Source organism: Klebsiella sp. GN_Kp190, assembly GCF_040061795.1.
GTDB classification, from domain to species: Bacteria; Pseudomonadota; Gammaproteobacteria; order Enterobacterales; family Enterobacteriaceae; genus Klebsiella; species Klebsiella michiganensis.
The window spans coordinates 62,110-74,220 of sequence record NZ_JBEAFN010000029.1 but is presented as its reverse complement, the minus strand read 5'-3'; the positions used below and the strand labels follow the sequence as shown (position 1 = coordinate 74,220).

Here is a 12,111-nt window from a genome sequence, read left to right as displayed (position 1 = left end):
AGCTGGCCTATTTGTTGGAAAAAAAGTTCGTCATAGATCACACTTTTGCATCAGCAATCGGGCATCTGAGAATACTCTGCCTACCTTTAATACGCGATAGCGCATGAGATTAATAATGATACGTATTTCATCTGATAAAGATGACGCGTTTTATGCGACATTAGCCGGGTAATGCTATCGCCGCGGGTACAACGGGACGACTCTGGACGCTCGTGCAATTCTTATATCTGAGTCGGTTTAACCGAGTAGATAATCTTCAGGTACTGGATTACGATTCGCGGCGGAAAATTTTTAGTCGGTGACTATCCCTTTTGTGCGGCGTGTAATTCCATTATTTACGCTAATTAATGAAATTAACCACTGATTTTGTGTTGTTTATTGGTTTTATGTTCTTATTTTTTGAATTTATTCGGTTTTTTCGCTTTTTTAAATAAAAGTGAGGTTAAGAATAGTCTTAACAACTAATGGCTAAGATCCTGGAACATATAATATTCACTTAAGAATCTACGCATATCCCACCAATAACCGTATGAAAACCAATGATTTTTGTGTTTAACTCAATATCCTTATTTTTATTCTTCTGACTTAAATTGACCTGGTCGGTAATTAGCCCTTTGCGCACTTATTGACACACATGGAGAAAAATCCTAAATTTGGTAACACAAGAAACAAGCAAGTCATTTAGTGCTCTTTATCTCTAGCAATACTATTTTGAATTTTGATTGAATATATTAAAGAGGGAATTTGCTGACTTAGACTTTGCAGGCCTGGGCTATCAGCAGTGTTGTGATACGTTCAAGATTTCCAGGACTATGGGGTTTAACTTTATATGGATTATAAATATTCTTTGGACCAGTGCATCTGGCCAGCGCATGACAGCTATTTTTTAAAAGGACTCGCTGAGCTAATTATTGATATTGATGACCTGATTTACCTGTCGCTTGAAAAGGTACGCCGGGAGTTTGTATTTATTAATCTTAGCGCCAGTTCGCTGAATTATTTTATCCGCCGCGATAGCGAGTGGCTGGCTGAAATGAAAGGCAAGCAAATTGTATTAATTGCCGCGAGGCGCTCGGAAGCGCTGGCCAACTACTGGTATTACAATGGTGCTATTCGTGGCGTGGTCTATGTGGACTTAGCCAAGGATATTCGTCAGGAGCTGGCATACGTTATCAACGGCCGTTTTCTACGTAAAGATATAAAGAAAGACAAAATTACCAACAGGGAAATGCAAATAATTCGGATGACGGCACAGGGAATGCACCCGAAATCTATTGCCAAGATTGAAAATTGTAGTGTGAAAACGGTTTATACCCATCGGCGAAATGCCGAGGCCAAACTGTATTCAAAGATATATAAGTTAGCGCTGTAATTAGTAATAAACGTTGTTTTTAAAATTGTGCACCAGGTCGTAACGCCCAAAATAATTTGCGTCGCAGATAATAATGATGCGGCCTGAACTATGGCGGGAATGCACACAGACGTGGGACATCAGGTCCCTTAATAAACTCAGGATGAAAAAGCTATGAAAAAAAAGGTTCTTGCAATTGCTCTGGTAACCGCGTTTGCCGGTATGGGTGTCGCTCAGGCAGCTGACGTTACTGCTCAGGCAGTCGCTACCTGGTCCGCAACCGCCAAAAAAGACACTACCAGCAAGCTGGTGGTGACTCCGCTGGGCAGCCTGGCTTTCCAGTATGCCGAAGGGGTTAAAGGCTTTAACTCACAGAAAGGCCTGTTTGATGTGGCTATCGAAGGTGACGCCACCGCGACCGCATTCAAGCTGACCTCTCGTCTGATCACCAACACCTTGACTCAGCTGGATACCTCTGGTTCCACCCTGAGCGTGGGCGTTGACTACAACGGCGCTGCGGTCGAAAAAACGGCTGACACCACCATGATCGACACCGCGGCGGGCACCCTGGGCGGCAACCTCAGCGCGCTGTCTAACGGCTATAACGTCGCCGGTCGCACCACCGCTCAGGACGGCTTCACGTTCTCCATCATCAGCGGCACCACCGATGGCACCACTGCCGTTACTGACTACAGCACGCTGCCGGAAGGTATCTGGAGCGGCGACGTCAGCGTACAGTTCGACGCGACCTGGACCAGCTGATCCTCTCGTAGCACCAGGCAGGGGGGCTCCCCCTGCCTTATTTCACGGATTGAATTCATATGAAAAAACACATTCTGGCCATCGGCCTGTTGCTCAGCACAATGACGCCAGCCCTGGCGCTGGATGTGGGCGATATCTCTTCATTTATGAACAGCGGCAGCAGCACGCTGAGCAAAGAGATCAAGAACACGACCGACAGCGGTCGCTTAATTAACATCCATATGGAACGCCTCTCTTCGCCGCTGGACGGTGGCAAGGTGATCCCGATGGATAAGCAGGACGAGATTTTACTGACCCCCGCCAGTCTGCTGCTGCCCGCGAAGGCCAGCGACGTGATCCGCTTTTTCTACAAAGGCCCGGCGGACGATAAAGAACGCTATTACCGCATTGTCTGGTTCGATCAGGCGCTCAGCGATGCTCAGCGCAATGGCTCGACCCGCAGCGCGGTAGCTACGGCCTCGGCGCGTATCGGCACCATCCTGGTGGTCGCGCCAAGAAAAGCCAACTTCCGCTATCAGTACGCCAACGGCACGCTGGTCAATACCGGTAACGCGACGTTGCGCATTCTTGCCTACGGCCCGTGTCTGAAGCCGGCTGACGGTAAAGAGTGCAAGGAAAATTATTTCCTGATGCCGGGAAAAGAACGGCGCTTCACGCGCGTGAATGTGGCGGATAAAAAAGGACGGGTCGCGCTCTGGCAGGGCGAGCAGTTTGTTCCCGTGAAATAGACATTTCTTCTGACGGATCAACATTATGGCTCTACCAGGGAACGCTCCAGGATTAAAAACACTCCTTGCCTCCGGCATGGTCATTTTGCTGGTTCCGTTTAGCGTCACTGCCGCCACCGACAAAGTACAGCAAATCGGCGGCGTGATTATCCCTCAGGCCTTCAGCCAGGCGCTGCAGGACGGAATGAGCATCCCACTGTTTATTCATCTTGAAGGCAGCACCGGTACCCAGGACGATCAGCGGATCGGCAATGCCTTTATCTGGCTGGATAATGGCGTTCTGCGCGTTCGGCAGATTCAGCTGGAAGAAAACGATAATAACGCCACCGTCAGCGAGCAGACCCGCAAACAGCTGACCGCGCTGGCCAATGAAGCTTTCAGCAAAGATCTTAACATTAGCCTGACGGATGACGCCCGGCTACAGCTCAGCCTGCGCCAGCTGCTTCTGCAGCTGGTGGTAAAAAAAGAGGCGCTGGGTACGGTGCTGCGCTCGCGCAGCGAAGATATCGGTCAGTCCAGCGTCAACACCCTTAGCAGCACCCTGAACTATAACCTCGGGGTCTATAACAATCAGATGCGCAACGGCGGCAATAATACCTCCAGCTATCTGTCGCTGAACAACGTTACCGCGCTGCGCGAGCACCACGTGGTGCTGGACGGCTCGCTTTACGGTATTGGCTCCGGCAATCAGGACAGCGACGTCTATAAAGCGATGTATGAACGCGACTTTGCCGGTCACCGCTTTGCGGGCGGGATGCTGGATACCTGGAATTTACAGTCCCTTGGCCCGATGACCGCCGTTTCGGCAGGGAAGATCTACGGCGCTTCCTGGGGCAACCAGGCCAGTTCGACGGTGTTCGATAACACCCAGTCGGCTACGCCGGTGGTCGCCTTTTTACCCGCCGCCGGGGAAGTCCATCTGACCCGCGACGGACGCCTGATGAGCGTGCAGAACTTTGCCATGGGTAACCATGAAGTCGACACCCGCGGCCTGCCGTACGGGATTTATGATGTCGATGTTGAAGTGATTGTGAACGGCCGGGTGGTCAGCAAACGCACCCAGCGGGTCAATAAATTGTTCAGCCGCGGACGCGGCGCTGGCGCGCCGCTGGCCTGGCAATTCTGGGGCGGCAGCTTCCATATGGATCGCTGGTCCGAAAGCGGTAAAAAAACGCTTCCGGCAAAAGATAGCTGGCTGGCGGGGGCCTCGGCCTCCGGGTCGTTCAGCACCTTAAGCTGGGCGGCCACCGGCTACGGCTATGATAACAACGCCGTCGCCGAGACGCGCCTGACCCTGCCGATCGCCGAGTCCATTAACGTGAACCTGCAGAATATGCTGGCCAGCGACAGCTCCTGGAGCAGCATCGGCAGCATCAGCGCCACGCTGCCCGGCGGCTTTAGTTCGGTGTGGGTCAACCAGGAAAAAACGCAGATTGGCGACCGGATACGGCGCAGTAATGCCGACAACCGGGCCATCGGCGGCACGCTGAACCTCAATTCACTCTGGTCAAAGCTGGGTACCTTCAGCATCAGCTATAACGACGACCGCCGCTATAACAGCCATTACTACACGGCGGATTACTACCAGACGCTTTACACCGGCTCATGGGGATCGCTGGGCCTGCGCGCGGGCGTACAGCGCTTTAATAACGGCGACAGCAGCGCCAGCACCGGGAAATATATTGCGCTCGATTTCTCGCTGCCGCTCGGCAACTGGTTCAGCGCCGGGATGACGCACCAGAACGGTTACACCATGGCCAACCTGTCGGCGCGTAAACAGTTTGATGAAGGCAGTATTCGCACCATCGGCGCGAACGTTTCGCGCGCCATTTCCGGCGATACCGGCGATGACAAAACCCTCAGCGGCGGCGCGTATGCTCAGTTTGATACCCGCTACTCCACCGGCACGCTGAATGTGAACAGCGGCGTGGATGGCTATGTGAACACCAACCTGACCGCCAACGGCAGCGTGGGCTGGCAGGGGAAAAATATCGCCGCCAGCGGCCGCACCGACGGCAACGCCGGGGTGATTTTCAAAACCGGCCTTGAGGATGACGGCAAGCTCAGCGCCAAGGTTAACGGCCGTATTGTGCAGCTCTCCGGCAACCGTAATTACCTGCCGCTGTCGCCGTACAGCCGTTATGAAGTGGAGCTGCAGAACAGTAAAAACTCGCTCGATAGCTACGATATCGTGACCGGGCGTAAGAGCCAGTTGACCCTTTATCCGGGCAACGTGGCGGTGATTGAGCCGGAAGTGAAGCAGATGGTGACGGTCTCCGGGCGTATCCGCGCGGAAGACGGCACTCTGCTGGCTAACGCGCGGATTAATAACCATATCGGTCGTACCCGCACCGATGAGAACGGTGAGTTTGTGATGGACGTGGATAAAAAATATCCCACCATCGATTTCAGTTACGGTAAAAACCAGAGCTGCGAAGTGGCGCTGGAGCTGAGCCAGGCGCGCGGCGCGGTGTGGGTGGGCGATGTGGTCTGTAGCGGCCTCTCCACCTATGCCCGCACGCAGCAGACAGGAGAAGGTAATGAAAGCTAAATGGCTGGCATGTTTAGTGATGTTCACGGCGGCGCTGTGCGTGACGCGGGTCAACGCCGCGGTCACCAAAACCACCTGGCCGGATGCGGCGGCCATGCAGTTTGTTTTCGTGGAAAACAACTCGGACGATAACTTCTTTGTCACCCCGGGCGGCGCGCTGGACCCGCGAATGACCGGGGCTAACCGCTGGACCGGGCTGAAATATAACGGCTCGGGCACCATTTATCAGCAGAGCCTGGGCTATATCGACAATGGCTATAACACCGGTCTGTACGCCAACTGGTTCTTCGATATGTGGCTGGATAACTCTCCCGCATCTCATCCGTTACAGGGGCTGCGCTGTATCAACTGGTATGCGGGCTGCGATATGGCCACCAGCCTGATTCTGCCGCAAACCAGCGATGCCAGCGGCTTCTACGGCGCGACGGTGACCCCCGGCGGACAAAAGTGGATGCACGGCATGATGTCCGACGCTTTCTACCAGTATCTGCAGCAGATGTCGGTGGGCAGCAGCTTCTCGATGACCATCAACTCCTGCATGACGTCGGTGAGCTACGACGCCAGCAGCGGCGCGCGCTGTAAAGATCAGGCTTCAGGTTACTGGTACGTGCGCAAAGTCACCCATACTAAAGCGGCAAACCTGAAGCTGATTAACACCCATGCGCTGGCGGAAGTCTTTATCAACAGCGACGGGGTCCCGACGCTGGGCGAGGGGAACGCCGACTGCCGCACCCAGACTATCGGCTCCCGTTCCGGTCTGAGCTGCAAAATGGTGAACTATAATTTGCAGCACAATGGCCTGAGTAATACCTCAATTCATATTTTTCCGGCAATCAGCAACTCGGCGCTGGCTTCCGCGGTCGGAAGTTATGATATGCAGTTCAGCCTGGATGGGAATTCATGGAAGCCGGTGAGCGGCATCTCCCAGTACTATACGTTTAATGAGATGAAATCATCTGACTCGGTTTACGTATTTTTCTCGAGCAACTTTTTTAAGCAGATGGTCACGCTGGGCATCAGCGACGTGAACACCAAAGACCTGTTTAATTTCCGTTTCTATAACACCACCTCGCCGGAGTCAGGCTGGTACGAGTTTTCGACCTCCAACACCCTGATTATTAAACCGCGCGACTTCAGCATCAGCATTATTTCCGATGAGTACATTTCGGCGCCGACGCGCGAAGGCTACGTGGGCAGCGGCGAGCCGTCGCTGGACTTTGGCTATATTGTCACCACCAGCGGCAAAACCGCCGCCGATGAAGTGCTCATTAAAGTGACCGGGCCAACGCAGGCGATCGGCGGACGTTCATACTGTATTTTTAGTTCACCCGACGGCACGTCGAGAGTACCGTTCCCGGCGACGCTGGCGTTTACCACCCAGACCGGGACCATCAAAACCTACGATGCCGGATGCGATGATACCTGGCGCGATATGACCGACGCCCTGTGGTTAACCACGCCGTGGACGGATATTTCCGGCGACGTCGGGCAGATGGACAAAACGACGGTGACGTTTTCCATTCCGATGGATAACCCGATATCGCTGCGCACGGTGGAAGATAACGGCTGGTTTGGTGAAGTGAGTGCTTCAGGAGAAATTCATGTTCAGGCGACGTGGCGTAACATTAACTAATTTGCTGCGGATGCTTATCTGCCTGCTGTCGCTCGGCTTCGCGACCGCGGCGCAGGCCATCTCGGTGGGTAATTTAACTTTCTCGCTGGCGGCGGAAGATAACTTCGCGTCTAAGCGGGTGATTAATAACAATAAAAGCGCCCGACTGTATCGGGTTTCTATTGTCGCTATCGACCGCCCCGGCGGCAAAGAGGTGCGTTCTCGCCCGGCGGACGGCGAGCTGCTGTTTGCCCCGCGTCAGCTTACCCTGCAGGCGGGGGAGAGCGAGTATTTTAAGTTTTACTACCACGGCCCGAAAGATGACCGTGAGCGCTATTACCGGGTCTCCTTTCGTGAAATACCCACCCGCAATTACGTGATGCGCAATAAAAGCGGTACCGAGGTGAGTATGGATCCGGTGGTGGTGATGGACACGATTCTGGTTGTGCGCCCGCGCGAGGTACGGTTCAAGTGGGCCTACGATCGGGCGGCGGGCACCGTCAGCAATACCGGGAATACCTGGTTTAAGCTGCTGATCAAGCCCGGGTGCGATACGACGGAAGAGGAAGGGGATGCATGGTATTTACGGCCCGGGGACGTTGTTCGCCAGGCCTCGCTGCGCCAACCGGGGAACCACTACATCATCTATAACGATAAATTTATAAAAATGACCAAAGACTGCCCGGTGAACTAACCGGGCAGCTTTTTTCGCGCTTCGTCGCTAAACCGTACGCCCGGCATAGCGGCGGTTCGCCAGCAGGCTCAGGCCGCAGCACAGCAGATAATAAACCGCGCCGGTAAAGACAAATATCGCCAGCGGGTAAATCTGCACCCGGTTATTGACCTGCCCGGCGACGGTGGTCAGTTCCGGCACGTTGACGATAAACGCCAGCGACGTGTCTTTGAGCAGCCCGATAAATATCCCTACCAGCGAGGGCTGAACGTTGCGCAGAGCCTGCGGCAGCAGAATAAGGCGCAGCGTCTGTCCGGGGGCAAAACCCTGGGTCAGCGCCGCTTCGTACTGCCCGCGGGGCAGCGATTGCAGGCCCGCCAGCACCGAGTGCATCACCGACGCGGCGGTAAACCACGCCAGCGCCACCGTGACGGTGACCGCGCCCGGCAGGTCGCTGCCGGTGAGCATGGGGAGCAGATACCACAGCCAGAAAATGACGAAGATCAGCGGGATGCCGCGAATAATCTCCGCCCACAGGAAGAGCAACCGCCGCACGATCCCGTCGTAGCGCCAGGCGATGGCCGCCAGCAGCACGCCCCCCGGCAGCGCCAGCGCGGCGGCGCCGACTGCCATCAGCAGCGTCAGCACCACGCCGCCGGGAATACCGTCCGCCAGCCGTCCCCACAGCAGATAATCGAGGTTATCAACGATAACCGCCAGGTTAGCGTTCATAGCCGGCTCTCCTTTGCTGATCCCTTCCCGGACCGAGACGCGTCAGCGCCACGCCCATGAGCACTCCAAGCGCCAGATACAGCGCGGTGCCGACGGCAAACGCCTCCAGCGCATGCGCGTTGTAGCTCTCGATTTGCCGTACCTGATAGGTCAGTTCGGCGAAGCCGATACCGCTCGCCAGCGAGGAGAGCTTCATCAGGTTCAGATACTGGCCGATAATCGGCTGCCAGGCGTTAGCCAGCCCCTGCGGCAGCAGAATGTGGCGCAGCTCCTGCCACGGCGTAAACCCCTGCGACAGCGCCGCTTCCCGCTGGCCGTGGCTAACGGCGCGCAGCCCGGAGGCGATCTCTTCGATCAGAAACGCCGAAGTAAAGACCCCGAGTCCCCACATTGAGCAGAGAAACTCCGGCGTCAGCCACCAGACGTTGCCCGGCAGAATCGACCAGCTGTGGTCGTCGTTGATAAAATCTCGCGCTCCCAGCGGCAGCAGATTCCAGGCGGCAAAATACCAGAACAGCAGCTGGACCAGCAGCGGCGTATTGCGGAACAGTGAAACCCAGGCCGCCACCAGCCAGCGGCCGGGCCTGCCGCCCCCGAGACGCAGCGCCAGCAGCAGGACGGCCAGCACGGTCGCCAGAATCATCCCCGCGACGCTGACCCAGACGGTGGTGAGAAAACCGGAGATGATCCACTGCAGCGGCTGCCCGCTCAGCACGCCATGCCAGTCGAGATGTGGGATCACGCCTCACTCTCCTGGTGCAGCGGATCGAGCACCTTCTGCAGGAAACGGCGGGTGCGGGCGTGCTGCGGCCGGGCGAAAAACTCGGCCGGCGGCGCGACTTCGAGAATATCGCCGCCGTCGATAAACACCACCCGATCGGCAATCTCGCGGGCGAACTGCATCTCGTGGGTCACCACCACCATGGTGATCCCGCTGTGGGCGAGGGTTTTCATGACCTGCAGCACTTCGCCGATCATCTCCGGGTCCAGCGCCGACGTGGGTTCATCGAACAGAATGATCTGCGGCGAGGAGGCGAGGGCGCGGGCGATCGCCACCCGCTGCTGCTGACCGCCCGAGAGCTGGGCAGGCATCTGCCGGGCTTTATCCGCCAGGCCAACCTGGCTGAGCAGCGCCAGCGAGCGCTCGCGGGCGGCGCTTTTGCTCCAGCCGTGAACGCGTTCCAGCGCGAGGGTAATATTCTCCTGCGCCGTCAGGTGGGCGTAGAGATTAAACTGCTGAAAAACGAAGCCGACCCGGCTGCGCAGCTGGCGCAGGGCGCTGCCGGTAAGCTGGCGCGTCGGTTTGCCGTCGATCAGAATCTCGCCGCCGCTAAGGGATTCCAGCTGATTGATCAGGCGGATCAGGGTTGATTTGCCCGATCCCGAAGGGCCGAGGATCGCCACTACTTCGCCGGGTTCAACCTGTAAATTTACGCCGTTCAGCACCCGATGGTCGCCGTAGCTTTTGGCGACATCGCGAAACTCAATGCTGGCGCGCTGCAGATGCGAAAAATCCGCGGACGATGCCGCGGAGCGTGAAAATAGAGCCGATAACATCATCTTTCTCTGCTTATTTCGCTTCGATAGTAAAGGCGCGCGGCTGCGGGGTTTTGGTGCTCGGGCCAAACCAGACGTCGTAAATTTTGGCCGCTTCACCGGTTTTTTCCAGCTTGACCAGCTCGTCATTGACCGCTTTCAGCAGGGCCGGTTCGCCTTTCTTCACGCCGACGCCAATCTCTTCTTTGCTCAGCAGGTCGGGGATGATTTTGAAGTTTGCCTTGTCCGGCGCTTCCGCCAGCAGTCCGGCGAGGATGGTGCTGTCCTGGGTGATGGCCTGCACGTTGCCGTTGCGCAGGGCGGTCAGCGCCAGCGGAATATCGTCATAAGAGAGCACGCGCGACTGCGGGAAACGCTGATGCAGCGCCTGTTCGCCGGTGGTGCCTTTTACCGCGCCGATGCGCGCTTTGCTGTAATCATCGAGCTTATCCGGCGATTTTGCCGGGACGAGGAACTGCTGGCCGGTCACGAAGTAAGGCGTTGAGAAATCAATCACCTGGGCGCGTTCCGGGGTGATGGTGATATCGGCGACGATCAGGTCGGCCTTACCGGATTGCAGCAGCGGAATGCGGTTGGCCGGGTTGGTGGCGACCAGCTCCAGCTTGACGCCGAGCGATTTTGCCAGCGCTTCGGCGAAGTCCACGTCGTAGCCGACGATTTTATGCGTTTTCGGGTCTACCGAGCCGAACGGCGGGTTGGCGTCGAAGGTGGCGACTTTGACCACGCCGGCGGCTTTGATATCGGCTAGTTGATCGGCCTGAGCCTGCGCGGCGAGCACCAGCATGCCCAGCGCCAGCGCGATTTTTGTTTTTGCAATGCGCATTGTTATTCCCCTGAATCCCTGTTTTGTTTTGTGTTTATCACGCTCCCACAAATCGCCCGTCGGCGGCAAAGAAGAAAAAGTTCTTATCTATAACGAAAAAGAACTTAACAAAGTTGTGGATATTGTTTACCCGGCTCTGTGCCACCAAACTGGGGAGACATTCCGTCAGCTATTGGTATCTTTCTGAAACCACAAGACTTGCAGCGATGCCCTGGTGCCCGCTGAAATCGGCGAACCGGAGGTCGGAAGACAAGGGCTGGCCGCCAGGGATGGCGGCCAGAGGCGAATCGAGACAGCGATGTCGAGTTGAGCCGACCGCAGGCTGAGGACCGGGAGGTGAGCGCAGTGCGCAGCACCGATTTCTTTGCGGGACCGCGGGGATTGTAAAGGGGGAGACGGTTTTCTCCCCCCTTTACCCGTTCACGGGTAGCGGTGAGGCATTTTCTGCAGATTGCGAGTGAACGGAACCCTTACGCATAGAATTACAAATCAGGCTTCGGCAAACGCTGCGGGTCCTTCCCAGCCTGCGCTGCGCTTGGCTGGGCTACGGGGCCTGGGGAGACATTCCGTCAGCTATTGGTATCTTTCTGAAATCACAAGACTCGCAGCGATGCCCTGGTGCCCGCTGAAATCGGCGAACCGGAGGTCGGAAGACAAGGGCTGGCCGCCAGGGATGGCGGCCAGAGGCGAATCGAGACAGTGATGTCGAGTTGAGCCGACCGCAGGCTGAGGACCGGGAGGTGAGCGCAGTGCGCAGCACCGATTTCTTTGCGGGACCGCGGGGATTGTAAAGGGGGAGACGGTTTTCTCCCCCTTTACCCGTTCACGGGTAGCGGTGAGGCATTTTCTGCAGATTGCGAGTGAACGGAACCCTTACGCATAGAATTACAAATCAGGCTTCGGCAAACGCTGCGGGTCCTTCCCAGCCTGCGCTGCGCTTGGCTGGGCTACGGGGCCTCAGTCGTCTGGGGTCGTGTAGCCCGGATAAGACGTTTACGTCGCAATCCGGGAAAGGCCCCAATATGCATCCCACAGAATTACAAATCCGGAATTGATATTTCCTGCCCGCCGTCAACTGTGGTTGAAATAGACACAGGCAAAAATGCTTCCCGACGGAGGAGAAAAATGAAAGTGGCGCTGTGGCAACGCATAACGGGCTGGCTGGCTTCTTTATCTGGATCCGGCGGTGAAGCCGGTCAGCAGGATACCCAACGCATCATGGAGGCAATATTACCGGTCGCCAGTCTCTACGGAATTGAGCTCGGCAACGTTGAAACAAGGTGGTTTCGCCATGATAAAACATACTGAGCGGCGCAGGACGC

11 protein-coding genes are annotated in these 12,111 nt (G+C 56.2%); 7 read left to right on the top strand and 4 right to left on the bottom strand.

Translation table 11 applies throughout. From position 1 onward, the window contains the following. Positions 1 to 829 precede the first annotated feature (829 nt). The 6 genes from ABLU67_RS18130 (at position 830) to ABLU67_RS18105 (ending at position 7,698) form a co-directional block, all read left to right on the top strand. Positions 830 to 1,372 carry a helix-turn-helix transcriptional regulator gene (locus ABLU67_RS18130; RefSeq protein WP_014228101.1) on the top strand — a complete coding sequence of 181 codons (543 nt, stop codon included), beginning with the start codon at positions 830 to 832 and terminating at the stop codon, positions 1,370 to 1,372. 153 nt (positions 1,373 to 1,525) lie between these two features. Next, a complete protein-coding gene (locus tag ABLU67_RS18125; RefSeq protein WP_004848092.1) occupies positions 1,526 to 2,113 on the top strand; it encodes a common pilus major fimbrillin subunit EcpA in 588 nt (195 codons plus the stop codon). A 59-nt stretch (positions 2,114 to 2,172) separates the two neighbouring features. Next, complete coding sequence (locus ABLU67_RS18120; protein ID WP_014228103.1) at positions 2,173 to 2,841, top strand: hypothetical protein; 669 nt, start codon at positions 2,173 to 2,175, stop codon at positions 2,839 to 2,841. Between the two features lie 25 nt (positions 2,842 to 2,866). Then, positions 2,867 to 5,392, top strand: a complete 2,526-nt coding sequence (locus ABLU67_RS18115; protein ID WP_046877023.1) for a fimbrial biogenesis outer membrane usher protein — start codon at positions 2,867 to 2,869, stop codon at positions 5,390 to 5,392. 19 nt (positions 5,393 to 5,411) lie between these two features. Continuing rightward, positions 5,412 to 7,025: a hypothetical protein gene (locus ABLU67_RS18110; RefSeq protein ID WP_254540081.1), complete on the top strand. Its 1,614-nt coding sequence runs from the start codon at positions 5,412 to 5,414 to the stop codon at positions 7,023 to 7,025. Further along, complete coding sequence (locus ABLU67_RS18105; RefSeq protein WP_014837540.1) at positions 6,994 to 7,698, top strand: fimbria/pilus periplasmic chaperone; 705 nt, start codon at positions 6,994 to 6,996, stop codon at positions 7,696 to 7,698. Before ABLU67_RS18110 ends, ABLU67_RS18105 begins: the two co-directional genes overlap by 32 nt. Before the next feature lie 27 nt (positions 7,699 to 7,725). Here the strand turns inward: ABLU67_RS18105 and ABLU67_RS18100 are convergent, their stop codons facing one another. The 4 genes from ABLU67_RS18100 to ABLU67_RS18085 are packed head-to-tail and all read right to left on the bottom strand — an operon-like array spanning position 7,726 to position 10,789. After that, positions 7,726 to 8,409, bottom strand: coding sequence for an amino acid ABC transporter permease (locus tag ABLU67_RS18100; RefSeq protein WP_025107213.1), 684 nt, complete (start codon positions 8,407 to 8,409; stop codon positions 7,726 to 7,728). Continuing rightward, the gene (locus ABLU67_RS18095) at positions 8,399 to 9,151 is read right to left on the bottom strand and encodes an amino acid ABC transporter permease (protein ID WP_014228108.1); all 753 of its coding nucleotides are present in this window, start codon (positions 9,149 to 9,151) and stop codon (positions 8,399 to 8,401) included. The genes ABLU67_RS18100 and ABLU67_RS18095 overlap by 11 nt, the downstream gene beginning before the upstream one ends. Further along, positions 9,148 to 9,966 (bottom strand): amino acid ABC transporter ATP-binding protein, encoded by an 819-nt coding sequence (locus tag ABLU67_RS18090; RefSeq protein ID WP_014837542.1) that lies wholly within the window; start codon positions 9,964 to 9,966, stop codon positions 9,148 to 9,150. The genes ABLU67_RS18095 and ABLU67_RS18090 overlap by 4 nt, the downstream gene beginning before the upstream one ends. Before the next feature lie 13 nt (positions 9,967 to 9,979). Then, positions 9,980 to 10,789, bottom strand: coding sequence for an ABC transporter substrate-binding protein (locus tag ABLU67_RS18085; protein WP_014228110.1), 810 nt, complete (start codon positions 10,787 to 10,789; stop codon positions 9,980 to 9,982). A 1,125-nt stretch (positions 10,790 to 11,914) separates the two neighbouring features. Here ABLU67_RS18085 and ABLU67_RS18080 point away from each other — a divergent pair. Beyond that, positions 11,915 to 12,097: a hypothetical protein gene (locus tag ABLU67_RS18080; RefSeq protein WP_004129481.1), complete on the top strand. Its 183-nt coding sequence runs from the start codon at positions 11,915 to 11,917 to the stop codon at positions 12,095 to 12,097. The last annotated feature ends 14 nt before the right edge of the window (positions 12,098 to 12,111 follow it).

What these genes read in the sequence shown, in the direction of transcription:
- ABLU67_RS18115 (WP_046877023.1), top strand. Translation starts at nt 2,867, where the DNA reads ATGGCTCTACCAGGGAACGCTCCAGGATTAAAAACACTCCTTGCCTCC.
- ABLU67_RS18085 (WP_014228110.1), bottom strand. Translation starts at nt 10,789, where the DNA reads ATGCGCATTGCAAAAACAAAAATCGCGCTGGCGCTGGGCATGCTGGTG.
- ABLU67_RS18100 (WP_025107213.1), bottom strand. Translation starts at nt 8,409, where the DNA reads ATGAACGCTAACCTGGCGGTTATCGTTGATAACCTCGATTATCTGCTG.
- ABLU67_RS18120 (WP_014228103.1), top strand. Translation starts at nt 2,173, where the DNA reads ATGAAAAAACACATTCTGGCCATCGGCCTGTTGCTCAGCACAATGACG.
- ABLU67_RS18130 (WP_014228101.1), top strand. Translation starts at nt 830, where the DNA reads ATGGATTATAAATATTCTTTGGACCAGTGCATCTGGCCAGCGCATGAC.
- ABLU67_RS18125 (WP_004848092.1), top strand. Translation starts at nt 1,526, where the DNA reads ATGAAAAAAAAGGTTCTTGCAATTGCTCTGGTAACCGCGTTTGCCGGT.
- ABLU67_RS18080 (WP_004129481.1), top strand. Translation starts at nt 11,915, where the DNA reads ATGAAAGTGGCGCTGTGGCAACGCATAACGGGCTGGCTGGCTTCTTTA.
- ABLU67_RS18110 (WP_254540081.1), top strand. Translation starts at nt 5,412, where the DNA reads ATGTTCACGGCGGCGCTGTGCGTGACGCGGGTCAACGCCGCGGTCACC.
- ABLU67_RS18105 (WP_014837540.1), top strand. Translation starts at nt 6,994, where the DNA reads ATGTTCAGGCGACGTGGCGTAACATTAACTAATTTGCTGCGGATGCTT.
- ABLU67_RS18090 (WP_014837542.1), bottom strand. Translation starts at nt 9,966, where the DNA reads ATGTTATCGGCTCTATTTTCACGCTCCGCGGCATCGTCCGCGGATTTT.